This is a genomic window from Pseudomonas sp. On1 (assembly GCF_033783325.1).
Map to the genome: position 1 here is coordinate 255,551 of NZ_JAWPOA010000001.1, position 23,117 is coordinate 278,667.

Here is a 23,117-nt window from a genome sequence, read left to right on the forward strand (position 1 = left end):
CCGACGGACAGTGGGAAACCTGCTCAGTTGCACCTCAAGCCCTGACCAGTTGCCGGGGCCGAGGACGTAGAGGACTCCGCGTTGGAGTTCACATCATCGAAAATAGGCACAGATAAACGTGATTCCAGTAAGCGTAATTAGCGGTCTGCGATTTACCCAGGAACATCCATTCGTGACTGGCGTTGTCATCGCTGTACTGCTTGCCCTGGCCGCGCTCGCTGCCAGCCGTAGCCGGCGTAGCCCACAGCGCAAGAAAGCCCTGCGAGCGGTGTCGGTTGCTTTGGTGATCGGCGCCGTAGGGTTCTACTCGTGGGCCTACAACACTCGTACCCCAGGCTTGGCCGATCAAGTGGCGAAATTTGCCAAGCATGCAGCTGCTGAGCAGGCAGCAAAATTGGATACTGAAGCCAAGTAGCTCAGGGAAAGCGATATGAAGAACACCATCACGGCCCTGCTTGCGGCGTCCATCCTTGCTGGTTGCAATGCCGCTGCTGAGAAGGGTCCAACTCAACAGGCTGCGAAGTCGGACGAGGCTGACAAATGCACAACTACCGGGCCTAACTCGCCAATTGTCACCGGGGAAAACAGCGCGGTAGTCATCAATGGCAAGACCTACGCACCAGCGCAAAGCTCTGGCTGCGCTCCGTCGTCTACCAATGTCTCAACGTATGGTGTCGGAAGCCCGATTGTCACGGGAGCGGGTGCGAAAGTCGTTATCCATACGGATCGATAGGAAAACTCGACCGGATTACACACAGTAGTCCGGTTTTTGCTATTTGAGCCTCAGGCAGGTTTCCACACCTAAATCCGAATAGCCACTTCATTGAACCCCTGATCGACTATACAACGCTCAAGGAGCAGCCGCTGACCAGGCGCGAGATGCTTGCATTATGGGGGCTGGATCATCAGCAGTTGGGCATCAAGGGAGGAAAATCGCTGGACTGGAGGATTCCGAGGGATCTGGGGTTGTGGCCCCTTTGCTCCGGGGTGATGTTTCAACCAGTTTTTTTGCCATGGAGGACTGTCATTGTCCTACGGTCTGTGGCCGTTAGCATCCAGTGCTTGATCTGCCTACAAGCACTGGCCGAACCCCTATGCAATCAGTCTTCATCCCAAACAAAGATGCCGAATTCAAGGGTTGCGAATTCTTCGCCATGGGTATTCTGCAAGAAGTCTAGAACCGACTTAACGCGAGGGTCGGCCCTGAGTGCTGCACGCTGCTCATCCAGCAAAGAAAGGTCGATTTTCCTTGTGATCGGTACGCAGTGATCAATGATGTCATGCCCTCTGGCATCCTTGATCGCGTAGTTTATGTACCAATTTCGAGGGTGTTCCCAGTGAGTGAACACGTGCTCGTCAAGCGGCGCCGGCAGCGCCACTTCTGGGTCTAGTTCTTCTTTCAGCTGAATGTAAAGGCCTGCATAACTGTTCATTGAGAAGCCTGCTCGCTAGTAGAAATTATAAAATATATAGTCAAATTGAACTGAAGAGTCAGCCGCACTTTGCGCAGCGCTGTCTAAAAAGCCAGCGCATAACACTTTTTGGCGTTCCAAAGCAGCAGCCCGCAAGCGTACCAGCAAATACGCAGCATCCTGTCGGTGCACTTCGGCTTCGACCAGTGACTGTCGAGAGCCGATTCAAGCAGTCGGCTGCCGACAATCACTGTTACAACGGAAAACAGCCGGAATGTCGAGTTGGGTTGCCCTGAGTGCGGACACGAGTTTCTTGCAGACCTGGCGTACTGATCGTATCAAGGAAAACATGAATAGGATACAAGGTGGTCACCTGGTGCTGTAGTTACACCACATCACGATGGCTGTATTGGCCGGCGCAAAAGGACTCACTCATAGATTTCTGTTTGCCTCGGCCGCGAATCCACATCCGTGCCATTGCCGTTGTCTCTGTAATAGATCACGCCGAGAGGACTTCCGTATTGGACGAATACAGGAGCCACGCTGACAACAGTCGCCACGTCCTTGCCCAGGACCTCGTCAATAAAGTCTTGGGACGATACGGCAGGTAGGGTTCCGTTCTTATACTGACAATCCCCTTTGACTATCGTGTTCTTCGATCGAGACCTGGATGCTGGTTTAACGAACCCGACTGAAGCCGGGCAGTACACCATTTTGCCCCCGGAATAGCCCACCCCGTCCACGAACAAGTATCCGGTTGCTCCGTATGAATAACCGGCATTTGGAAGGCCTGAGTCGGAAGCTGCGGCCGCCGCAGCTGCAGTCACTGTAACAGCCGCAGCGCCGCCAGCTTGGGCCAGTAGCGGCAGTGTCAGAATCACGGCAGTGAAAGCGGCGCGGAACGGTTGAAAGTGGGGCATGCAGCTTGATCCTCGTGACTGTGTATGTATTGCCATGGGATTCTAACGGAAGGGCTTGCCGATACCATCAGATTGCACTCTGCGGAATACGCTCCTTACGACTAGAGAAGGCGTCGAGAGTTAATCCGACCAGGACTGGAGCCGATTCAGCTCCTGATCGAGATTGAGTCTGACCTGAGCCATTGCTTGCAGGAGATCCACGGTGGCCAGCACATCTCCAACTGCGGAGTGTGCTTGACCACGCCAGGTTACGCCGGCCAACGACATTGCTGCCGCAAGTGAGATGGTCCCATAGCGGTTGGTTGCCCCATACATGGCCACCGCCAGGCCCATTGCGCAATGCTCCTGACACGTCGCAAGCCAGCTATGGTCAGCCTCGAATGCGTTCGCGGTTTGAATCAGCAGTCGCCGATCGAACGCTGAATTGAAGGTCACAATGGGACGACCGGTAAGAAGCGCCTTGACTCTGCCGGCAACCTCGAGCCAGGTCGGAGCATGTTGGAGCTCTTCAGCTCGGATTCGGTGTACATCCGCAGCACCTAGTTCGATTGGAACAGTAGGCCGAATCCTGGAGTTGAAAAGGAGATTCCCGTCGGCGTCGGCGATCGCCAGTTCGATAATTTGAGCCTCGGTACCAAGCCCTGTGGTTTCTGCATCCAGCACCAGAGGTGCATTGGCAAGCCATTGCACCGCGACTTGGGAGGCCTTGGCCAACTTGCTTTGCATCCGGCCCTTTAGTGCAAGCATGGCCGCCGCCCGGACTTGCTTGGGGGAGGGGGCAACGGCCTTGCGGTCCCGCATTGGGAGGCAGTCTGCGATCCGGTACACGCCGAAGGTCCCGCCATAGCCGTTCTTGTAATGCGCTACCGGCGTCGCATCAGGTTTCGGCTTCATCCGGAACTCGTCCCGAAGTCGACCTCTGGAAAAGGACCTGTCGGCCGCTAATGCTTCTGCTCTTAATACCTCGAGCTGGACTTGATCCATGGACTCACCTTGTCGGATCTGGGTTATCGACCAAGCATATACGGCTCGAATAATCTCTCAGTTCAGTGTGCTCAAGCGTCGAATCACTCACTAGGTCCTCATGATAACCGGCGAGGACAGCGGTTTCTCGTAGCCGTAAAGCGCCGATGCTTCAGAAAGACGCGCGACGTGGCTAGAATGAGGGAGTCCCTATCCATTTCCTCTCAGGAGAAAGGTATGCCGAGTAAAAAGCGCCTCACCGAAAAGGAGATTCGGAACCTTGAAGGCGAGATTCCTGCAGTCGCTGCAGGTGCAACTCGTACTGCCTATCTGCGAGCGCTCGCAGCCGGGCATACCGTCATGAAGGTGCAGGGCAGCTACCTCGTTGAGTCCAGGGCCGATGGGTCCGCGACCGTCGTCGGGGAGGCCAGGCCTCGCCGCAAGGTGAGCGTCGGCCAGACTATCGAGGTCCGCCGAGTAAGCTCCAGTGCCAACGCCTAGGCTCCGCGTCTTTGCGGGGCCAAATGGCTCGGGCAAGAGCACCATCAAAGAGCAAGTCCCGCCCAATCTGATCAACACCTACGTGAACGCAGACGAGATTGAGAAGGCAGCGAAAGCTGACGGCTTTGTCGATCTCACTCAGTTTAATGTCCAGGCTACCGGCGACGAACTACGTACCTTCTTTGCCAGTCATGCCTTGATCCAGAAAGAGCACATTCAAGATCAAGCATCCCTGTTCGACATGAACGGCCTTCGCATCGACGTTCGGCGTCTCGACTTCAATTCTTACCATGCCTCGGTAATTGCTGACTTCATCAGGCAGAAGCTCTTGGAAAACCGCGTGAGCTTCACGTTTGAGACCGTGATGTCGTCTGGAGATAAGGTCGCGTTTATGCGCCGTGCACAGGAGCTGGGTTACCGCACCTACCTCTACTTTGTGGCCACTGACAACCCAAACATCAACATCAACCGGGTGGCCAACCGCGTGGGCGATGGCGGTCACAACGTACCGGCCGACAAGATCGTTCAGCGCTACTATCGGACACTTAAGCTACTGCCGGAGGCAGTCGCAGCATCCAACCGGGCCTACATCTTCGATAACTCTGGGGAAAGCTCTGTCTGGCTTGCGGAGATCACTGACGGCACCAGTCTTGAGTACAAGGTCGAGGACCAGCCTGATTGGTTTATGGAGGCCTACGTAGACAAGGTCATGAACGGCGCCAGCTAGCCGTAGCAGCATCCCGCCGTCGAGCGGACTCAGCGCCAGATCGGCTTCATCTTATGCTGTGAAGATAGACAAGTCGCTTAAAATTCCCTTGCGGCCCTGATAGGGAAGGTTATAGCCATCTGCAGGTGCGTACTACGGCCTACACGACACCAGCTATGCGATAGAAACTGCCGCGGCGAACTCGGTCAATCTGTGGCCTCTGTTCGCCGCGACGACACCACAAACTGTTTCAACCCCACGTTACTGTGCTACTCCATCCCCACGGCGTGACTCTGCGAGTCTGTGCGCTGAAATATCCGCTTCCATCGCTTCAAGATGTGAAACGTGCCGTCGAATCCACCTGTCCGCTCTATCAATGCGCTCCAGTAGCCTCCTCTTGGGCTTGCATTCCTGATAGCCCTCCACAATTGTCTGCCTCACTTCGGCAAGTGCAGTCAGTTGTTTTTTTGTTCCCCTGATGATGGTTGGTTTTGGCAAGTCGTAGATTTGCCGCGAAAGCTCGCTGGGAAGCTCCTCATCGTTGTACTCAGAGCGGAACCAAGAGCACAGGGTGCAGGCGACTTGACCTAAGCCAGCTCCTGACCAGCCCATGATCACTGAAGCCATCAGGCTGCTCATGATCGGCCCGATGTGTAAGTGCCTATCCAAGTCCATTCGGCGAGCGGGTCGCCAACTTGATGGATACCCAGGCAGACCGGGGCCACACGGGACTGCGCCCGAGCGCTCAACCCCTTGAGGGGGAGGCATGATTCTTGGTTTCTTTCTCTTGCCGCTGAGATGCCTGGCCGGGCTGATGAATTGGGTTTCATACCCCTGGGAGTCGTACGTCCATTTCTCATCGTTCAACCTGGCTTCCAAGGCTTGGAGCCTCACGATCAAACGCGATAGTGCCGCCTCAGATGTGGCATGAAGTCGTGGTGTATAGCCTGCTTCATAAATACCCCTCCATGGGACGCCTACAGTATGAAACCCGTGATCATTAGCCCAAGCGATCTCGTCCTGAAACAGAGGTCGATATGGTTCATCTAGGATGACAATGCATTGAGACTCATTGTCATACCAGTAAGAGCAGTGGTCTGCATTGTTAGAAAGTTTCAATCTCGACGACCAAGGCATCTCATTAGCAAGGGGGGCGCGCAGGCCTGTCACAGCCATAAAATTAAGAGCGAGCGCCACCTTTTTTGCCATCCTCACGCCGTCGAGCTCGTCGTAATAGTCACCCCTACGTTCGAGATGATCAGGTGACTCCAGTCGAAAGTCGTCTATATACGGCGTCCGATCTAGGGCCCTACCGGGCAGGATCTCCTTCAAGGGGACAGGCAACAGGAATTTGACGGTTGTCCGCCCCGATCGCAGGATAGAGCCGCGATCAATAGAACTTGGGACGTCTTCTCGTTCCGCCCAGTAGAACGTCACAAATGCCTGGTGTAGTTCGTACTTGGATTCGCCCAAAACTGACTGGGCATGGCGCAGGTTTTGAAATCCAGCTTTCTGTGCAGCTTCATCCAAGGCAGCATGATGCGGAATGCCTCGCGCAGTTTTGATGAACTTGGCCAGGCGTTTGATGCCTGCAAGGGTGGTAGGGCGAGTCTGTTCGGTTGCCATGACTTATCTCCGGCCCTTACTTGTGCAGCGTCACCCGTCCACCGCTGCGCACCAAGGCCAAAGATATGGACCGAAGGTGGAGACAACTGGCAGTGCTGCTCGTGCAGCTTCGCGAGGACGGGTAGCCGGCGCCTGCAGGGAGCCAAATCAAATTGTAGGCCGCGCCAGTTGTTCCGTCGATGAAGCCTCATCAGGGAGCGCGAATAACCCCGAAACCAACGACCCCCCCGCGACACATCCGCCCTATAACAACATAGCGTGCGACGCGACGACCACCATCCTGAACCTCCTTGCAAAACCTCATCTATTTACGCGGGGGCCCCCTTCGCTAAAGGGCGCAAACTGAACACTGTTTTATAACAACATAACCGGGGAGGCTCAGACAATCTCCGCGTTCCTCCTGCCCATTTCCACCCGCCTGGACCTCCGCATCGGATGCCCCCCTACCTGTCCAACCCTTCCTTTTTTCTTTCCTTTCTTTTCTTTCCTTTTCCCCATTTCTTTCTACGCGCGGCGCAGGCAACCCGACACCGGCGGGTGGGCCCTTAAAAGGGTTGGACAGGGTAGAGGGTATCAGGAGGGGCGCCGCCACCAGAGCTACCGCAGGTTATGTTGTTATAGGTTGCTCCGGATTCGGGTGAACTGCCGAGGGTAGGCCAGGTTTGGCTTTGGCGGAGGTGGCGCCGGCGCGGAAAGGAAAGAGTGCGCCACCGGTCCGAAGGGTATCGGCTATGTTGTTATAGCCTGGCCGCATTGCGGCCAGATCAGCGCTCACTTCCCGCCAACATAGGGCGAGGAGGGCAGTGCCGCCGGCAGGTCGACCGGCTTACGGCCGGGAAGGAGGAGCAGGATGGCCAGGATTGCCTGGCCAACAAAGGGGATGAACCACAGCAAAAGCACCCACGGGGTGATGCCGGCGTCCTTCAGACGTTGAATGGCATTGCCGGCGATGACCAGAAGCGCGAGGAGGATCAGAAGTCTACCGAGCAGCCCAAAGGGGTTCAAAGCGAGCAGAACGGATACGAGGAACACATCGGCAAGCAGACAGAGCCAGAAGAAGGTACGACCCTGTCGGTTCTTGAACTTGAAGGCGCCGGTGAAATGCCGGCAGTAGTGGGATAGAAAATTCACGCGAGCTCCTTTGGACGTGTCGAGCCGCTGCTCTGCAGCTCGGACAGTCATCCTATCTCAGAGCCCGCACGCCCACCCGGCAAAACACAGGATGTAACTCAAGGTGCCAAATACCAGGGTTTCTGCCACCTCCTTTGGGATGAGCAAATGCCCTAGCATGATCAGGCTGAAGAACAGGGTGAATTTCAAGAACAGTTGGCGTAGGTACACCTGGTCGACCTCGATGTGCTGAGACGTGGGAGTATACCTTCCCGATCGCGCCCACCCAGCAAGCCGACCTCGATCTTTGAGCTACCTGTGATCCGCGGGCCGATCAGCTTCGCGCCATGCGGCGATAGTCGCCAGCATGCTCTCAACCATACCCAGAAGGAGCAGGCTCTGGGTCCATGAGTGCCCCTGGATGAGGTTCTCTAACCAGAAGTTGATGGCGGCCAGGCCCGGGGCTCCAACATCGATTTCGCCCAGCGTCTGATGCAGGCATTCAGCCAAGCCTGGCGTGTCTGCCAGCGATCCCCGGGGTATGGCCAAGAGGTTCAGCCAGACATCATCGTCCAGTGCGAAGACGCGAAACGATCCGTGGTACGGTCCACCGACCAGCTCAGCACAGCAGCGCTCATCACCACCCCCACCAAGCAGGTTCAGCGAATCACAGAACGCATCCTCGCTTTCCGGAAAAAGCACCAAACCCTTTCGCTCCATGCTGCGCTCCAGCAAGGATTCCAGTCGATCCGCGGTCGCGCCATTGATGGCCAGGCTTCTGTTCAGAAAAGGGGGCCATTTCCCTGGCTCCAGAACAGAGCCAAACAGTTCTTGAGGCGGGAAGGGCAACCCCCGGACCAGTGATCTGAACCAGAGGAGATCGTCTACGTCGTAGAGCCCTGCAGGCTCACGGTCACCAGTCATCATCACGGTGCGAAGTGCCTTACGGAGCATCTCAGTTGCAACGGGTTTCTTGGTCACGGAAACCATCCATCCCGTCTGGTATTTGATTTTGAGCTCCTCATGAGGGGCCATCGGTGGTACCGATCGCGCCTGGCGCTTCATCCAATCGGCAATATCCAGCCCCACCAGGTGGTGCGGCCAGTGCGGAAGGTGCACCGGTCTCAGGCGGTGGTTCTGGAAAGCATCCTCTGCATGTCCAGGCCTCGGCGAGTTTTCCCATACCCGGTGATAACCCTCCAAGCCCTGGTTCAGTCGAGCCAATACCGCCTCTTGGCTTTCAAGCCGATGCTCCGTCAACTCCTCCAGGGAAACCATGCTGTGCTTGACCAGGTTCTGTGATTGCCTCCTGGTTGATCCAAATGGGTGCCCATGGCCGATGGCCACTTTCTTGATGACTTTCTCCTTATCCATCTGCCCCAGGACCCGCCGCAACGGGTAATCGTCCAGCAATTCCGGTTCCACAAGAAGGTGCCCAGGCATGCCCCCGAGGGTGTGGAACTCTGTCCATGCCAAGTACAAAAAAGACTCGAGTGGGATGAGTTCATCACCGAAGTACAAGCGCTGCCAGTAGATCCCAAGCCCCTCAACGCTGAGCGTTGCGACCACAAGCGGACGTAGTTCGTGCCGCTCCAGATCTTGCGGATTCAATCCATCGGTGCACCGGTACGCCATGCAGTCCTTGCCGATGAATAAATACTTGCTCTGCGCGACTGTTAAGTGTTGGGTAAGCATCGCGGTGCTTCCGGCAGTTTATCGAAAGTGTAGGCCTGTTCCTGGCATGTCGCGGCAATCCGACAACAACAAGGAATCCGCGCCATCAACTTGACTGGGATTTGCTGTTTTTGCTCGATACCGTTTGCCTCGATCGCTCCCCATAGACCCGAGGTAACAATGGTCAAACGCTCATTTGCCACTCTCACTGCCCTGGCGGCTGCACTGACGCTGGCCGGCTGCTCTTCCACCTGCTTCAATGAAACGCCCGCCCAACAGGTGGCCACGTTCGAGTTCGTGATCAAGGAAATCGATGCCAACAAGCAGGAGCGCGTGCTGCAGCGGCCCCGAATTGCCGCGCAGCTCAATACTCAAGCGGAATGGCGTCAGCTGCATATCGTGAAAGAGGGCGCGCTCGAGAAATCACGCTCGGGATACATCGTGGCCATCCACCCCTATGCCGTCCCAGGGAAGCGGCAGTCCGAAAAAGCGGTGACCTTCGACCTCGTCGTCGACCAGTTCATTCCTGAAATCGGGGCAACTCAACTAGCCACTTCGGGTACTGGGGCGGCCGTAAACGGCGGCGAGTCGACGATCTTCTGGACGGCGGCCGGGAAGAAGTACACCCTCGAAACGCGGCTGGTCAGCCTAGACTAGCAGGCGAACCGCCGGCCCGGTCACAGAGTCGCCAAAATGCAAAAACCGGGCTTCAATCCCGGTTTCTGCATTTCTTTTGGTTCAAAGTCCGGCAGCGTTTGAAAGTCACAGGCCTCGCAGCTACCACCTGTGTCAATCGCGAAGCTTGATCCCGTCGCTCCGATGCAGACTATGGCGCCTACGGCGCTCACCCTGCATCTTTTTGGCCATCTTCGGATCGGCCTGGCCGCCCGGCTTAGCACCGGCGTTGACCATCCTGTCGCGCTCCTTGTTGAAGCGGTACCGATCGATCAGGCGCTGTATCACTGCGCTCTGCTGACGCATGCCGGCGACGGCGCCGTCCAGACTCACCAGACTCATTGCCGCACCTTGGGGCCAGAGGTTGTCGATGAAATCGTCAACCGATCGGCACTTATAGGCGACATGATAGGAGTTATAACCCAAGGCGCGCGCCATCATACCTTGTACCTCAGTCAGCCTGATCTCAGCCCCATTCCTTCGTGCGAGCTTCAGCAAGCGGGTGCTGTACCGCTTGAACTGCCCGATATAGAGGCCGGTTACCTGGGTCAACAGCAAAAGCTGATCGGCCAGGCGGTCGTCCCGAAGTACATACTCCTCCTCGGCTTTCCACCCGTCCAAGTTGTTCGCAGCTAGGAATGCTTCCAGATGCTGCCCAAGACTACGGGTAACATGCCTGGCGGTGATCTGCTTCGGGATCTCCTCAGGAGGGAGTTCCTGGATTTCTGGCATGCTTGTCTCTCTGAACGTGGTCAATGGTTTGAGCCATGATACCGCCCGCGCGACGCTTGACCAGTGGCGGCCGACCTTGGCACAACCAACGAGAGAGCTGTGGCAATCGCCACCAGGCGGGCCCCGGGTTGTCTCCAGTGGTTAAAACGCAAACCCGGTCTGCTGGGGTGTGCTGAGGAAGCGATCGAGGTCGCCGTTGAATAGTTCACTGGCCTCGCGGCCGCGGGCTACGATTTGGCCGCGCACCGGGTGATCCTGCGACTGTTCTACGTGCTCTGCTCGGTCGCTCACTCGATCTGGATCTACCTGGCCCTAGTCCTGATCGCTTTCCATCACAGACGATTCAGCCGCCGGGGCCATGCGATGCCGTCCGCTGGGAAAGTCAGTTCAGCGCAGGTTCCTCCGTTTTAAACAGGCCCTTCCGGCATCCCTAACTGAAGCTGCACCGCGTGGCGTAGCCTACCCTCATCGCACAGCTTCCGAGTCTGCGCTATAGGGTTCGATCGACCAATCCTGAATCAGCCTGGCAGGACTCTGGAGCCCCGTACAGTTGCAGCGCCTGGTCACCCGACAACTGCGCATCGAGTCGTGAGGAGTACGAGGCCTGTTCTGTTCCGCAGTAAAGAGTCGAACTCGTGAGTCGGGCAGGACTCAGCTGCAGTCCTGCCGACTCACCCGAACTGACATGATCAGTTGGCCATCCCTTCCAACATAGTTGTACCGATAGGTCCCCCCCATCTCCAAGAACGGAGAGACCATGTTCGGCGTCGCGCAGACTTTCGAAATGATCTCTGGGCCGAGTGCCTTTTTCACCGCTGCTGGGTCCAGATCTCGAGATGCATACCGACGGAATCGATACCAGTATCCCCATTCCCTACCGCTACCAGTCACGTCATAAAATTCTGTTTCTGCGTCGACCATCTTGGGAAGATCTTGCTTTGCGCGAGGGATGCCTCGAGCGAACAGCATTCGGAAGAAATCATCCTCGGTCATGCCCTTGGCAGCAAGAGCTTGTCGGGTTGCTTCTGCAGATACTGCTCCAACCGCAGTCCCTCCGATGCTGCCAGCAGCAGAGCCCAGTGCCTGTCCAAGCTTCCCAGCGTATGCGGCTTCAGGCGCAAGTAGCGCCACCCCTAGCAGGATGAGCCCCGACCAGCCTGCACCGAAAATCCCATTCCTTCCGTCCATCCTGCCCACGCTCCCTGTCCAACACATATTGAGGTTTGCTCCACGTTTCGCAGCAATCGATGCCCGCTGACTCGAACTGACCGGCGGTAACCCGCAGTCGCGCCTGGGACATTTACCGGCCATATACTGCACGGTAGAGGCCATGGATGGCCCCCCTTCAGCAAAATCCTCCCCGCTGACAGTGACATACCCAGTGCGCGCAGCTTGACGCCAACCCGGGGCTGATCTCTATACTGTACGCATATACAGTTTTGAGACGACCGCCCAGATGGACTGCTTTACGTCTCCCGGCCGGCGGCTGTCCAGTCTCGCTCTGGCGCAGCAGCGCCTGAAGATTACTGGTTTCCAGAGCCCGGCTGAGGATCACTCGCTATTTCCTCCCTCCCTTGACGCCGCGGTGGGATGGGGCGCACCCAACATTTGGCTGTGGCTAGTCGACACCGAGGATCTAGTCGGCCTCGGAGTACATCGGAATGACGTACTCGTTGTCGACCGCGCCCTCGAGCCTAGCGCCGGCAATGTAGTCATCGTGGTAGCGAACCATGAGCATCGCCTGGCACTCGTGGAGCGAGTAGCCCCGGAACGACTACATCTTGCCCAGGTAGGAGCTGACGGCCGCCATCGTGAAATCCTGGCCGACGAAGACCAGGTGGAACTATGGGGAGTGATCAGCATGCTGCTGAGGAGCATGCTGTGAGCGTCTTTGCCCTGGTCGATTGCAACAGCTTTTACTGCTCATGTGAGCGGATCTTCCGTCCGGACCTGGCACAGAAGGCAGTTGTGGTCCTTTCGAACAACGATCTGAGGGGTGGGAATCGTTAGTAAATCCTGTAGAGTCCGCGCCACCTTCTGAACCCCTCTGGAGCAGCAGTTTCCAGGCTTCATAAGGCAATCCATTGGAAGTGGTTTAGGGCAGCGGCATGAGGCTGGTATTCGCAACAAAAGACCTAGCATTAGCAGGTCGATCCTTTGAAGGCTTTCCGTTGCTGATTGGGTCAGAGGGATGGCCAGTCGAGCCAGCTCAATCCTTCCTTTGGCACACGCTTATCGAGTCAGGTGAGGCCCTAAGCGATTTGACTTGGGAAGCCTATGGACGGCGTCTGTACGATTACTTTGCCTTCCTGGAAGCCAATGGATTGGCCTGGGACGAGGAAAGCCCGGCTCACGGTCTGAGTGCTCTGTCGAGGTATAGGGATTGGTCGAGCGGAGAATTAGCACTTGATCCCGGCACGGTGAACAATCGTCTGGCCTTGATCGTGAGGTTCTACCGATGGGCTAAGCAGCGCAACCTGATAACTGTGCTGCCCTTCGGTGAGAAAAGGGTAAGAGCTGCCCAACATTCCGGTCTTCTCAGTCATATCGCTCGGCCCGGAGCCGAGAGCACGAAAGTTTCGGTGATGGTTCGCGACCGAAAGCGCTTGACCAAATTCCTGACCAAGGATCAAGTCAAGGTATGCCTTGCCCTGGATACCGATCCAAGCCACCAGATATTGTTCCACCTCATGGTGCGTACCGGCCTTCGCTCCTGTGAGGCGAGGTCTTTTCCTCTCAAATATGTGTTCAACCCCAGGTTGAAGAAGGGACTGCGCCCAGGGCAAATGATCAGTGTTGCTCTTGATCCTTCAGACATGCATATCAAGTACGACCGGCCTAGAACTATCGACGTGCCATGGTCGTTGATGGAGAGCATGTGGTCTTACTCCCTTCACCAACGAGAGGTTCGTAAGTCCAATAGTGATGGACGTGTTACCGCGCTGCTGCTGACTAATGAAGGCAGGCATTATTCAAAAGATTCCGTAGTGGACGTTATGAAGTCCTATGAAAGAAAGTGCGGCTTCTATGTTCGGGCCCACATGCTACGCCACACCTATGGGACTTATACCTTGCTTGCTCTTCGAAAAAGTAAAGAGTTTGAAGGTGAGCCATTGTTGTATGTCCGAGATAGGCTGGGGCATTCAGATGTGCAAACAACTATGATCTATTTGCATCTCATAAACCAGCTTGAAGCCCAATCCGTCCTTGCTCACGAGGACGAAATTGACATGATGTTTATGACTGATTCGGTTTCGCGTATCTGAGGTAGCACCATTGGCTCGGCAAAAAAGCTACAAGGCGGTTATGCGGTCGGTTACAAAAGGATTCGAGGCTGTCGAAGATGATATCAAGATTGACCTGCCGAGAAATCCGAGAAACCACAGGCAACTCGATCATACGAAATATTTAGGCTTGGGCTTCGATGCTTGGGCAATTCAAAGTCTTCACGTTATCAAAGCTTTGCTACAAGGAGGAAACTTCTCAGTGACGACCTTGATTGGTTACTCTACGAACGGACTAAGATTTTTTATAAATTTCTTGAGTGGCGGTTCGGTCAAGTCGCCACCTGCAACGCCAAACAGTCTTACCAAACGCCACTTGGAGCGATACGTCTCTTGGCTGAGGCTAAAATACCCTAACGGCTCGACAGCCAAGAATTACTATACTAGCTTCAAGTCGTTAGTTGTTGTTTTGGCTGAATATGGATTTATTGAAGTCAATCTTGACGATCTTTTGCCCCTCAATCCATTTCCTAATAATGCGCAGAGCACTAAAGATGCAGATCCGCTCACCTTGGGTGAAATGCAAAGGCTGATTGGCGCTTTGAAGTCAGATCTTATTGCCATCCATAAGGGTGCATTCCTTGGAAATGGCGCGGAGGCGATGGCTGTATTGCTACTAATTACTGCGGCAAGGTCTGGAATCAATACTACGCCGCTCTTGGAGATGAAGAGGGATGCCCTACAGCCTCACCCATTTATTCCTAATCTCAGGTTGATTACTACCGTCAAACGTCGAGGTAAAGGCGCACAGAGCAAAACAATCCGTCAGACTAATCTGCTAGATGAGTACAGTGCTATTCCCCTGGATGGGGTGGCAGTCCTCAATAAGGCGCTGGAGATTTCTAAGCCACTCGTAGCACTGGCACCTGATGAAATATCTTCATGTGTGTGGTTATATCGCTCGGGCCAGCCTGGCCGCTCGAACGACATCGTTACCCTTACACCCGGTGCTTTATATGTCACGGCAAAAAGCATTTGTGAGCGTCATGCGCTTCAGGATGATCAAGGCAATCGGCTAAATGTCACGCTTAGTCGGCTGCGAAAGACTATGGAAAGCCGTTTGTGGAAACTGAGTGGTGGCGACATTATAGAAGTTTCCTCCGTTATGGGTCATACCCCTGGTGTCGCCGATAATCACTATTTGAAAATCAACGATGAGATCAAGATCGACGGGGCGACATTTGTTGGGGAGGCTTTTCCGGACAAACTACGTGGCATAAACGTTATACCAACCCCGCCAGGCGGCTGCAAAGATAGCCTTTACGGTAGTCTGGCACCAAAGGATGGCGTCAATCATTGTTCTGAATTCATCCACTGCCTCGGTTGCCCTAGCTATGCAATTGTAGGCACCTTGGAGGACTTATACCGGCTGTTCAGCTACCAACAATTCTTGTATGCAGAAGTCGAATACTTTCTCACGGACGAGTGGGGCGCATGGCGCAAGCGTCAGTTTGACTATATTCGATTGATAGATGATTTCACCCAGAAGTTTGATCTTGCATTGGTTTCGCAAGCAAGGGCTCAGGCTGAGTCATCTCCGCACTTGTTCTGGGCTAAAAAAATCGAGTTCATGAAGAAAAAATTGGACGGTGAAATTTGAGCATAAGAACCACGAGTGCGGTGTTAAAGGCATATGATGTCCTCATCGCACAACCAGTTTCAGCGAATGGCCTAAGTCCCGCAGAGCGGGATGCAATCGTGATCAGCGCTATCGTTAATGAAGATGGAGAAACCTTCGTTCTTAGCAGGTTTGGCGATGCACAGTGGGATCTTCGCCCGTTTTTTGATCAGGCCAATGTTGCTCATTCTTATAAATTCATCAACTGGGATATGGGCATGCCTCGGGCGCTTATTGATGACTGCAAAGCTGTTGCTTATGCTTGGTTTAAAAGAGGAATGCCTAGATCCAAACCTCCTATCGCACGGGGCATTACTACTTTCGCCGTCGTCAGCGCGATGCCTTTTGTTCGCTGGTTAAACGATCTAGGAGTTTCAAGCTTTGCAGATGTCCGTCCGATCCATGTCAGCAATTACGTTCATCATTGCAAATATGAATTGAAGTTAAAGCCTCTCCCGCTGTATGGGCGATTACGGGTTATTGATTTTCTTTGGGTGTTTTCTGCCGACACGATGTTTCCCATTCAGAGTTATCCTTGGGGTAATTCGACATTGTGGCGGATTTGTGGGGTCGCGAATGTAAAAGGGTTGGGTGCTGCCACTAAAAACGTCGGGCGAACAGATATTATTCCTCATGATGAACAATCTAGGATTTTCAACTATTGCGAAAGCATTGTCCGGGAGATGAAGGCCGAATTGGCAGCCAATGGTATTGGATATCATCCTAGTGATGAACGGATGGCAATTCGTTGCAGAGATGCTGTTCTGTATATAGTTTCAATCACTAGCGGCATGCGCAATGACGAGGCAATTGGAATTGAGGTTGGCGCTTGGCGCAAAGAGTTAAAAAACGGGGTTACCTTTTGCTGGGTGACCACAATCGAGCACAAGACAGGTAAAGGCCAAGTCGAATATCTTGTACCAGAACTGACGATTGAAGCTTTAAGTCTTTTGGCAAAATATTCAGTACCCATCAGAAAAGAGCTGGATGAAGAGATTAGACAGCTTGCAAGCAATCGGGATTTTTCGTATTCAACTGAACATCTCCTTAGGCTCGAAAAAGCCCGAAAAGACGCGAATAAACTATTTTTGGGACGAAACACACAAGGAGGGAAAGTTCAGGAAAGCCATCACGTTGAGGCTCTCAGCGGGCAAGCATCCAATGCTGCGTTTGACCGTATAGCTAAAGCCGCTGGAAGCGATTGGCCGTTGAGGACGCATCAATGCAGGCGAACATATGCAAGATGCTTTGTAGAATCCCGTATGGGCCGCACTTCATTGATCTACCTCAAATGGCAGTTCAAACACAGCAGCATGAGTATGACCCAACTCTATGCATCCAATCCGCAGCAAGACCTGACTCTCTTTGATGAGATCTTCCAGCAGATGACAGAGTTTAAAATTGACCTGATCGAATCATGGCTCGATGATCAGCCACTGGCAGGGGGCGCTGGCGAAAAGATTGTGGAGTTGCGGGCGATTCCAATCAAGGATAGAGCTGCTTTGCTTGCCCAGACCGCCCCACATGCCAACATTCGTGCGACTGGACACGGCTGGTGCATCGCCACAGAGCGGGGCTGCGGAGGTGCTGGTCTATACGAAGCCACACGGTGTCCAGGGTGCAAAAATTCGGTGATCGATGAAGTCTTCGCCAGCACTTGGCAGGACATCTACATTCAACAGCGAGAGCTGATAAAAATTGAGGATGCAGGCCCCGCTGTTAGGCAGCGCGCAGAACGCGACTTGCAGGTTGCACTAGATGTAATTACCAGCCTTGGCCTTTCTCCAGTTGAGGAAATGGAGGAGGCGGCAAATGACTAGACAGGCGGTGGGCCCTGACTCTCCTATTCGCTCCAGGTCGAAGACACTCGCCGCGCTCAACAAGGTCGTCGACGATCTAATTGCTGGTGACGAAAAGCTTTCCATCACATCCGTTGCCCGTGCCGCAGGTGTGACTCCGGGACTCATCCATAACACTTACCCAAGCATAGCGGAAAGGATTCGCAACATCGTTGGCAAGTCGGTGCGAGCCCAGCGAGACTCTAAGCATCAAGCGTTGATGAGCGAGAAAGAAAAGAACAGGGTGCTCCGTGCAGAGAATGATCAGCTTTTAGCGGAGGTAGCTCGGCTGGCTTCGGTTAACCAGCGACTAATATTCGAGATGATTCAGCTGAAGGCGGTTGCCAACGGTAAGGTCACCGCACTCCCTCTGAAACCAGGGCCCAACTAGGCCCTGATGGGGAGCCCACTGAATTCGGCAAAAATCGTAGACCACCACTTCAAGCGCCACGATCACGCCCGACTGTAGCTTGTTGACTGGTCAATCTGGTTCACGGGTGAAGCGATAGAACAGGTTCGGCTCGCTGACCACGTACAAATACCCTTCATTGTCGATGGTTACGCCTTCGGCCTGGGGTATGCCTTTCAGCAAACCAGCAAAACCTCTCGCCAGGGAGCGGAAACTCACCACCTTGCCCTCGTCGGTCATTTCAATCAGCAGTTTCGACTCGTCGCTGAGCAATATCAGATGGCCGCTCTGTTGATCGAAGACGACTGAAGACAGGTCAGTCGCAAACACCTTGTCTTTTACCAGGCTGGACAGGTCACGCACGTGCAAGGAAAAGCCTCCGGCCAGGCTGGCACGAAGGCCGCTCACTTCCAGCAATTGGCGAGGATCTCGCTCCTTGGTCACAAACAGGCGGTCGCCTTTCAGGTCGTAGGCGAGCCCTTCAAGGCCTTTGTTGTCTTCCTTGCCAAACGCCAGGGTGAGAGCTGGATACTGGTCTCGGCTCAATGGTCGACCAGGAGAAAGTTTACCGTCTTCGGCGATGGGGACATCCACGATAACCAGGCTCTGCCGGCGCTCCTCGGCGATTACCAGCTGGCCATTGCCGGCATAGGACACAGCTTCCACATCGTGGAAGCCATCCAGGTTGTAACGCCTTTCCACATCACCGTCACGACTAAGGGCCAATAGTTCGTTTGGGCCGTTGGTGACCGCCCACAGCAGGTTTAGGTCAGGGTCAAAGGTCAGACCCGAAAGATTGCTGTCCACACCGGAAACCGCCTTAGCATCCAGTTCAACCCGATAGCCAGGCAGCCACACAGAGCGCTCCTGCCAATCGTCGGTGTGCCAGCTGGTCTTGATCCAGAAGTACAAACGATCATCAAGGTGATGGGTGCGGACTTGGAATACGGTAAGCAATACAAGGCACAGCAGTGCCCACATCCAGGCGCTTGTTTTCCGTGTTCGGCCCAGCCAGTTTTTTGCCAACAAATACATAGAAATCTCGTTAATTGGGGCTGACGCCACGAATCGTGACGATTTCAACCCGACTCAGTGCGACTCGCACAGGTGATGCACAGCAGCGTGGCCGGATCAAATTCCAGGCGGCCCGAGGCGATCAACTCGCCGCATTGGTTACACCAGCCATACTCACCCTCGTGCCAACGCTTGAGGGCCAGTTGGAGGCGGACGCGTTCATGCTGCGCCCGACTGCGGATGGCATCGTTCATTGCTTGCTGCTGGAGTGCATCCATCCTCGACAAACGCCCTACCTTGCTTTGATCCAGCTCTACCGATTGCGAGCGAGACTCAGCGTCTTCCAGCAATCGATCCAGCTCGGCAGCCCGCTGTTCCAGCAGGGTCTTGAAATGGGCAAGATCGAGGGCGTCGTCCATGGCCATTAGCGCAGCAGTAACAGCGGACTGATGGTGGTGCGGAGCATGCTGGTCGTGGTGCTACCGACCAGGAACTGCCGGATACGGGAATGGCCATAGGCCCCCATCACCAGCAGATCAATGCCATGCTCTTTCTGATAGGCGTGCAGGGTAGGCTCTATCTCACCGCTCCGGGTCTCGGCACGAACAGTGAAGCCGGCGTTGATCAGCACTTTCTGCGCCCAGTCCAGCTGTGCAGATGCTTCATCGCTTACGGGGCCAACCATGACCAGGTGGATCGGCAACCCCTTCAGCAGCGGGCTGGCTGCCAGCATCTCCACACCCTTGCGGGTAGTAGCGCCGCCATCGAATGCCAGCATCGCGCTCTTGGGCTTTTGGAAGCTGGCCGGGGTAACCAGGATTGGCCGGTGCATGATACGAATCACGCTCTCCAGCTGGCTTCCGACCTGCTGACTCAGATTGCCACTAGACTCGCCCTGGCGACCGATGACCAGCAGGCGCGTTTCGGTTTGCAGCTCTTGCAGGCTTTCCAGCAGATCGCCATGACGTTGCTTGGACTCCGGCGCGGCCACGCCATCCTTAATGGCCCGCTCTTTCGCGGCCGCAAGCATGATCCGCCCTTGCTCAAGGGCCAACTTTCCCCGCTGTTCATCCAGGGAAGCAAGCTCATCAAGCAGATGCTCGCGGCTGCCAAGGCCGATATTGCCACTCAAGTCGGCCGCAACTGGGTACTGGCGCTGATCCAACACATGCAAGAAGGTCAGCGGGGCTTCCAGGCTCAGACTGGCCCATGCTGCGTAGTCGCACACAGCTGGAGCCGAGGTGGAACCGTCGATACAGGCAATTACTTGGGTCATCGTTGTTCTCCTTCTCAGTGGCCCATGAGTTGATCAATGGCGTCGGGTTTATCGTGAACACCAAAGCGATCCACGATAGTGGCGCTTGCTTCGTTGAGACCCAGCACTTCAACTTCGGTGCCTTCGCGGCGGAACTTGATAACCACCTTGTCCAGGGCTGCAACAGCGGTGATATCCCAGAAGTGGGCGCGATTCAGGTCGATGGTTACCTTGTTCAGGGCTTCCTTGAAGTCGAAGGCCGCGACGAACTTGTCTGCCGAGCTGAAGAACACCTGGCCGGTGACGTTATAGCTACGATGCTCGCCGGCTTCGTCCAGCAAAGAGCTGATTGCCATGTAATGGCCAACCTTGTTGGCGAAGAACATCGCGGCCAGCAGCACGCCGGCCAGCACGCCGAAGGCCAGGTTGTGGGTGGCGACCACGACCACCACGGTGACGACCATGACAATGTTGGTCGACAACGGGTGCTTCTTCAGGTTGCGCAGCGAATCCCAACTGAAGGTGCCGATGGATACCATGATCATTACGGCTACCAGAGCAGCCATTGGGATCTGCTTCAGCCAATCGCCGAGGAATACCACCATCAGCAGCAGGAATACGCCTGCTGCCAGGGACGACAGGCGAGAGCGACCGCCGGATTTCACGTTGATGATCGACTGACCAATCATCGCGCAGCCGGCCATACCGCCGATCAGACCCGAAGCAATGTTGGCCACGCCCTGGCCCTTGCACTCGCGGTTCTTGTCACTAGGGGTGTCGGTCAGGTCGTCAACAATGGTCGCGGTCATCATCGACTCCAGCAGACCGACCACGGCCAGTGCTGCCGAGTAAGGGAAGATGATGGCCAACGTCTCGAACGTCAGCGGCACGTCAGGCCAGAGAAAGATTGGCAGCGTATCCGGCAGTTGACCCATATCACCGACCGTGCGGATATCCAGCCCAACCGACATGGCAACGGCGGTCAGCACGATGATGCACACCAGCGGCGATGGGATGAGCTTGCCGATCTTCGGGACATAGGGGAACAGATAAATGATGCCGAGGCCTGCGGCTGTCATGGCGTAGACGTGCCAGGTGACATTGGTCAGCTCGGGCAGCTGAGCCATGAAGATCAGGATCGCCAGCGCATTGACGAAGCCGGTCACCACCGAGCGCGAAACGAAGCGCATCAGCGAGCCGAGCTTCAGGTAGCCAGCACCAATTTGCAACACGCCACACAGCAGCGTGGCGGCCAGCAGATATTCAAGACCATGGTTCTTGACCAGGGTCACCATCAGCAGTGCCATGGCCCCTGTCGCGGCTGAAATCATGCCTGGGCGGCCACCGACAAAGGCGATCACTACGGCGATACAGAATGAGGCGTAGAGACCAACTTTGGGGTCGACGCCCGCAATGATAGAGAAAGCGATGGCTTCAGGGATCAGCGCAAGTGCGACGACGATCCCCGCGAGCACGTCGCCACGGACGTTGGAAAACCACGTTTGTTTGAGTGTTTGTAGCATCAGAATATCCAAAGCAATGCACCGCACGCATGCCAGGAAATGGCGAGCGCGTCGATACGAATTCAAATTGTGAGGATTATTTTGCTGTGCGCTTTGGGTGTAAGAACCGGGCGTACAGCAGTACGCAGCCGCGAGCGAAACTGGCGGAGGCGAGGTGTTGCGAGGGGGCGTAGCGCTAAGGCGGCGTAGGCTGCCAGTAGAGCGTTTGGAGTACAGTCATGCTGGTGTTCCTGTAGCTCAAGGGGTATGCGGAGCCAAAAGTATACAGTGAAGCTATCGTCGATTGCGATCCGCCGCCCTGCTTTGCGAAGCCACGTCTGAAATAGGCTTAGTCGAGGAGTATCGCCATCAGGAACGAAGGAAAATAATCAAAAAATGTTAGTGGGTTAATTCCCTTATAAATCAATATCTTACAACAAACTAACTGTTAGGATCATTCAGATACAACGACGGCTGCATCATCGCTCGAAGTCGGGAGGCTAAAGCGTTGGGCCTAAAGATGGGGGACCCATATTTCAAAGTGAAGCGATTTCTCGATCAGAGGGGCGTGACAGCCTTTTCGAGCAACTATTCGCTATACGCTGACGTGTCGAATCGTGTGATGCGAACCATTAGCACTCTGGTCGCCAGCATCGAGGTCTACTCAGTTGACGAATGTTGGTGTGACCTTACTGGAATGCCCGGCGACCTGGAGCAGTTGGGCCGGGATATTCAGGCGCGAGTTCGACAGTGGGTGAATATCCCAGTTGGGGTGGGCATCGGGCCGACCAAGACATTGGCCAAGCTCGCACAGTGGGCAGGGAAGAACTGGCCGGCAACCGGCGGCGTGGTGAACCTGATGGACCATCAGCGCCAGCAGAAGCTCATGAAACTGGCGCCGGTGGGCGAGGTGTGGGGGGTGGGCCGTAGTCTCTCCAGTCGACTCGATTCTCTCGGGATCAAGACTGCATTCGACCTGGCCAACGCGGACCCGAGACACATCGGAAGGATGTTCTCAAAGGTTCTTGAGCGGACGGCCCGGGAACTCCGCGGCGAGCAGTGGCTGAAGATGCACGATGAACCAGATCCGAAGAAAGAGATCATGTCGTCCAAGATGTTCGGCCGGCGTGTCTACCTCCTGGAGGAATTGCGCCAGGCAGCGGCCGCGTACACCACTCGCGCAGCGGAAAAACTTCGGGAACAGGGCTCCGTCTGCCGCGAGCTCGTTGTCTCGGTTCAAACCAGCCAGTTTGCCGATCCTGCAGACCGTTACTGGAACGGGGCCCGTGTTGTCCTTCCAGCACCAACTGCAGACACCCGCGACCTTATTCAGGCCGCGAACCAAGGTCTGCACGATATCTACCGGGCCGGGTTCGCATATTCGAAATGCAGCATCCAGCTCTGTCGACTCAGCAAGCGTGAGGGTATGACTCACGACATGTTCGCCCCGCAACCGCGGCGCAACGTCGATCGTCTCATGGCCACCATGGACTTGGTGAATGAACGATTCGGACGCGGGGCCTTGCGCGTAGCGTCAATTCCTATGGAAGCTGGCTGGGAGATGCGACGCGAAATGCTTTCCCCCTCATACACGACCAGTTGGCGGGAGCTTCCTCGGGCCCGCTGAAACACCGATCGTCAACCGCAACCCTGCAATTACCGATTAATTGACAATTATCAGCCTGTCAGACAGAGATCCGTAGAATTCTTTTCTAGCGGTTTGGTCGAACCTGCCGAAAACCTTCTACAGACCGTTCGTAGACAGAGAGGGGGCGCTTAGGTTTTTCTCCTCTGGCATGTGAGATAAGGGGAAAAACCGATGGCAATCCGATAGTATCCGGTATGAAAAATGCTCAGAAGCCGCCCCCGGCTAGGTGG

General features: G+C 55.2%; 23 protein-coding genes and 1 pseudogene. 10 read left to right on the forward strand and 14 right to left on the reverse strand.

The genetic code is table 11. The annotated features are described in order from the left end of the window. Positions 1-88 precede the first annotated feature (88 nt). From R5C80_RS01640 to R5C80_RS01655, 4 genes are all read right to left on the reverse strand, one after another. Entirely contained in the window at positions 89-511 is a 423-nt protein-coding gene (locus R5C80_RS01640; protein WP_319049548.1) for a hypothetical protein, read from the reverse strand. A gap of 589 nt (positions 512-1,100) precedes the next feature. Further along, positions 1,101-1,433, reverse strand: coding sequence for a hypothetical protein (locus tag R5C80_RS01645; protein ID WP_319049549.1), 333 nt, complete (start codon positions 1,431-1,433; stop codon positions 1,101-1,103). 407 nt (positions 1,434-1,840) lie between these two features. Then, positions 1,841-2,332 (reverse strand): hypothetical protein, encoded by a 492-nt coding sequence (locus tag R5C80_RS01650; protein WP_319049550.1) that lies wholly within the window; start codon positions 2,330-2,332, stop codon positions 1,841-1,843. A gap of 120 nt (positions 2,333-2,452) precedes the next feature. Next, positions 2,453-3,316 (reverse strand): 3'-5' exonuclease, encoded by an 864-nt coding sequence (locus R5C80_RS01655; RefSeq protein WP_272837561.1) that lies wholly within the window; start codon positions 3,314-3,316, stop codon positions 2,453-2,455. Positions 3,317-3,532: 216 nt separating this feature from the next. On the opposite strand from R5C80_RS01655, the gene R5C80_RS01660 reads away from it, so the two are divergent. Further along, positions 3,533-3,796, forward strand: a complete 264-nt coding sequence (locus R5C80_RS01660) for a hypothetical protein (RefSeq protein WP_319049551.1) — start codon at positions 3,533-3,535, stop codon at positions 3,794-3,796. After that, positions 3,783-4,523: a zeta toxin family protein gene (locus R5C80_RS01665; protein WP_209418764.1), complete on the forward strand. Its 741-nt coding sequence runs from the start codon at positions 3,783-3,785 to the stop codon at positions 4,521-4,523. The genes R5C80_RS01660 and R5C80_RS01665 overlap by 14 nt, the downstream gene beginning before the upstream one ends. 240 nt (positions 4,524-4,763) lie before the next feature. Here the strand turns inward: R5C80_RS01665 and R5C80_RS01670 are convergent, their stop codons facing one another. From R5C80_RS01670 to R5C80_RS01680, 3 genes are all read right to left on the reverse strand, one after another. Continuing rightward, positions 4,764-6,128: a DUF5623 domain-containing protein gene (locus R5C80_RS01670; protein WP_319049552.1), complete on the reverse strand. Its 1,365-nt coding sequence runs from the start codon at positions 6,126-6,128 to the stop codon at positions 4,764-4,766. 771 nt (positions 6,129-6,899) lie between these two features. Then, positions 6,900-7,259: a DUF805 domain-containing protein gene (locus R5C80_RS01675; protein WP_319049553.1), complete on the reverse strand. Its 360-nt coding sequence runs from the start codon at positions 7,257-7,259 to the stop codon at positions 6,900-6,902. 291 nt (positions 7,260-7,550) lie between these two features. Next, positions 7,551-8,933, reverse strand: a complete 1,383-nt coding sequence (locus R5C80_RS01680) for a hypothetical protein (RefSeq protein WP_319049554.1) — start codon at positions 8,931-8,933, stop codon at positions 7,551-7,553. A 159-nt stretch (positions 8,934-9,092) separates the two neighbouring features. On the opposite strand from R5C80_RS01680, the gene R5C80_RS01685 reads away from it, so the two are divergent. Continuing rightward, positions 9,093-9,569 (forward strand): hypothetical protein, encoded by a 477-nt coding sequence (locus R5C80_RS01685; RefSeq protein WP_319049555.1) that lies wholly within the window; start codon positions 9,093-9,095, stop codon positions 9,567-9,569. Positions 9,570-9,701: 132 nt separating this feature from the next. On the opposite strand, the gene R5C80_RS01690 is transcribed toward R5C80_RS01685, so the two are convergent. The 3 genes from R5C80_RS01690 to R5C80_RS01700 all read right to left on the reverse strand — a co-directional run bounded on the left by R5C80_RS01690 (position 9,702) and on the right by R5C80_RS01700 (position 11,507). Further along, positions 9,702-10,319, reverse strand: coding sequence for a hypothetical protein (locus R5C80_RS01690; RefSeq protein ID WP_319049556.1), 618 nt, complete (start codon positions 10,317-10,319; stop codon positions 9,702-9,704). Positions 10,320-10,460: 141 nt separating this feature from the next. Continuing rightward, the gene (locus tag R5C80_RS01695; RefSeq protein ID WP_319049557.1) at positions 10,461-10,610 is read right to left on the reverse strand and encodes a hypothetical protein; all 150 of its coding nucleotides are present in this window, start codon (positions 10,608-10,610) and stop codon (positions 10,461-10,463) included. Positions 10,611-10,970: 360 nt separating this feature from the next. Then, positions 10,971-11,507, reverse strand: coding sequence for a hypothetical protein (locus R5C80_RS01700; RefSeq protein ID WP_319049558.1), 537 nt, complete (start codon positions 11,505-11,507; stop codon positions 10,971-10,973). Between the two features lie 268 nt (positions 11,508-11,775). Here R5C80_RS01700 and R5C80_RS01705 point away from each other — a divergent pair, with 268 nt between their 5' ends. The 6 genes and pseudogenes from R5C80_RS01705 to R5C80_RS01730 all read left to right on the forward strand — a co-directional run bounded on the left by R5C80_RS01705 (position 11,776) and on the right by R5C80_RS01730 (position 17,450). Further along, complete coding sequence (locus R5C80_RS01705) at positions 11,776-12,204, forward strand: hypothetical protein (protein WP_319049559.1); 429 nt, start codon at positions 11,776-11,778, stop codon at positions 12,202-12,204. Continuing rightward, positions 12,165-12,308: pseudogene (locus R5C80_RS01710) on the forward strand (hypothetical protein); the annotation flags it as partial. The gene R5C80_RS01705 and the pseudogene R5C80_RS01710, both read left to right, overlap by 40 nt. Positions 12,309-12,427: 119 nt before the next feature. After that, positions 12,428-13,585, forward strand: coding sequence for a tyrosine-type recombinase/integrase (locus tag R5C80_RS01715; RefSeq protein ID WP_004573994.1), 1,158 nt, complete (start codon positions 12,428-12,430; stop codon positions 13,583-13,585). Between the two features lie 40 nt (positions 13,586-13,625). Then, positions 13,626-15,203: a hypothetical protein gene (locus R5C80_RS01720; protein WP_004573996.1), complete on the forward strand. Its 1,578-nt coding sequence runs from the start codon at positions 13,626-13,628 to the stop codon at positions 15,201-15,203. Positions 15,204-15,301: 98 nt separating this feature from the next. Further along, complete coding sequence (locus R5C80_RS01725; RefSeq protein ID WP_223198351.1) at positions 15,302-17,041, forward strand: tyrosine-type recombinase/integrase; 1,740 nt, start codon at positions 15,302-15,304, stop codon at positions 17,039-17,041. Continuing rightward, the gene (locus R5C80_RS01730) at positions 17,034-17,450 is read left to right on the forward strand and encodes a hypothetical protein (RefSeq protein ID WP_004574005.1); all 417 of its coding nucleotides are present in this window, start codon (positions 17,034-17,036) and stop codon (positions 17,448-17,450) included. Before R5C80_RS01725 ends, R5C80_RS01730 begins: the two co-directional genes overlap by 8 nt. A gap of 90 nt (positions 17,451-17,540) precedes the next feature. Here the strand turns inward: R5C80_RS01730 and R5C80_RS01735 are convergent, their stop codons facing one another. The 4 genes from R5C80_RS01735 to R5C80_RS01750 are packed head-to-tail and all read right to left on the reverse strand — an operon-like array spanning position 17,541 to position 21,260. Then, positions 17,541-18,503 (reverse strand): SdiA-regulated domain-containing protein, encoded by a 963-nt coding sequence (locus R5C80_RS01735; RefSeq protein WP_014003922.1) that lies wholly within the window; start codon positions 18,501-18,503, stop codon positions 17,541-17,543. A 44-nt stretch (positions 18,504-18,547) separates the two neighbouring features. Further along, entirely contained in the window at positions 18,548-18,907 is a 360-nt protein-coding gene (locus R5C80_RS01740) for a TraR/DksA family transcriptional regulator (protein WP_004574007.1), read from the reverse strand. Continuing rightward, on the reverse strand, positions 18,907-19,758 hold the full coding sequence (locus R5C80_RS01745; protein WP_004574008.1) for a universal stress protein: 852 nt from the start codon (positions 19,756-19,758) through the stop codon (positions 18,907-18,909). Before R5C80_RS01745 ends, R5C80_RS01740 begins: the two co-directional genes overlap by 1 nt. 14 nt (positions 19,759-19,772) lie before the next feature. Further along, positions 19,773-21,260, reverse strand: a complete 1,488-nt coding sequence (locus R5C80_RS01750; RefSeq protein ID WP_004574009.1) for a SulP family inorganic anion transporter — start codon at positions 21,258-21,260, stop codon at positions 19,773-19,775. 460 nt (positions 21,261-21,720) lie between these two features. On the opposite strand from R5C80_RS01750, the gene R5C80_RS01755 reads away from it, so the two are divergent. After that, complete coding sequence (locus R5C80_RS01755) at positions 21,721-22,866, forward strand: DUF4113 domain-containing protein (protein ID WP_413470259.1); 1,146 nt, start codon at positions 21,721-21,723, stop codon at positions 22,864-22,866. The last annotated feature ends 251 nt before the right edge of the window (positions 22,867-23,117 follow it).

What these genes read in the sequence shown, in the direction of transcription:
- R5C80_RS01645 (WP_319049549.1), bottom strand. Translation starts at nt 1,433, where the DNA reads ATGAACAGTTATGCAGGCCTTTACATTCAGCTGAAAGAAGAACTAGAC.
- R5C80_RS01650 (WP_319049550.1), bottom strand. Translation starts at nt 2,332, where the DNA reads ATGCCCCACTTTCAACCGTTCCGCGCCGCTTTCACTGCCGTGATTCTG.
- R5C80_RS01655 (WP_272837561.1), bottom strand. Translation starts at nt 3,316, where the DNA reads ATGGATCAAGTCCAGCTCGAGGTATTAAGAGCAGAAGCATTAGCGGCC.
- R5C80_RS01660 (WP_319049551.1), top strand. Translation starts at nt 3,533, where the DNA reads ATGCCGAGTAAAAAGCGCCTCACCGAAAAGGAGATTCGGAACCTTGAA.
- R5C80_RS01670 (WP_319049552.1), bottom strand. Translation starts at nt 6,128, where the DNA reads ATGGCAACCGAACAGACTCGCCCTACCACCCTTGCAGGCATCAAACGC.
- R5C80_RS01680 (WP_319049554.1), bottom strand. Translation starts at nt 8,933, where the DNA reads ATGCTTACCCAACACTTAACAGTCGCGCAGAGCAAGTATTTATTCATC.
- R5C80_RS01685 (WP_319049555.1), top strand. Translation starts at nt 9,093, where the DNA reads ATGGTCAAACGCTCATTTGCCACTCTCACTGCCCTGGCGGCTGCACTG.
- R5C80_RS01690 (WP_319049556.1), bottom strand. Translation starts at nt 10,319, where the DNA reads ATGCCAGAAATCCAGGAACTCCCTCCTGAGGAGATCCCGAAGCAGATC.
- R5C80_RS01700 (WP_319049558.1), bottom strand. Translation starts at nt 11,507, where the DNA reads ATGGACGGAAGGAATGGGATTTTCGGTGCAGGCTGGTCGGGGCTCATC.
- R5C80_RS01705 (WP_319049559.1), top strand. Translation starts at nt 11,776, where the DNA reads ATGGACTGCTTTACGTCTCCCGGCCGGCGGCTGTCCAGTCTCGCTCTG.
- R5C80_RS01715 (WP_004573994.1), top strand. Translation starts at nt 12,428, where the DNA reads ATGAGGCTGGTATTCGCAACAAAAGACCTAGCATTAGCAGGTCGATCC.
- R5C80_RS01720 (WP_004573996.1), top strand. Translation starts at nt 13,626, where the DNA reads ATGCGGTCGGTTACAAAAGGATTCGAGGCTGTCGAAGATGATATCAAG.
- R5C80_RS01730 (WP_004574005.1), top strand. Translation starts at nt 17,034, where the DNA reads ATGACTAGACAGGCGGTGGGCCCTGACTCTCCTATTCGCTCCAGGTCG.
- R5C80_RS01735 (WP_014003922.1), bottom strand. Translation starts at nt 18,503, where the DNA reads ATGTATTTGTTGGCAAAAAACTGGCTGGGCCGAACACGGAAAACAAGC.
- R5C80_RS01740 (WP_004574007.1), bottom strand. Translation starts at nt 18,907, where the DNA reads ATGGCCATGGACGACGCCCTCGATCTTGCCCATTTCAAGACCCTGCTG.
- R5C80_RS01745 (WP_004574008.1), bottom strand. Translation starts at nt 19,758, where the DNA reads ATGACCCAAGTAATTGCCTGTATCGACGGTTCCACCTCGGCTCCAGCT.
- R5C80_RS01750 (WP_004574009.1), bottom strand. Translation starts at nt 21,260, where the DNA reads ATGCTACAAACACTCAAACAAACGTGGTTTTCCAACGTCCGTGGCGAC.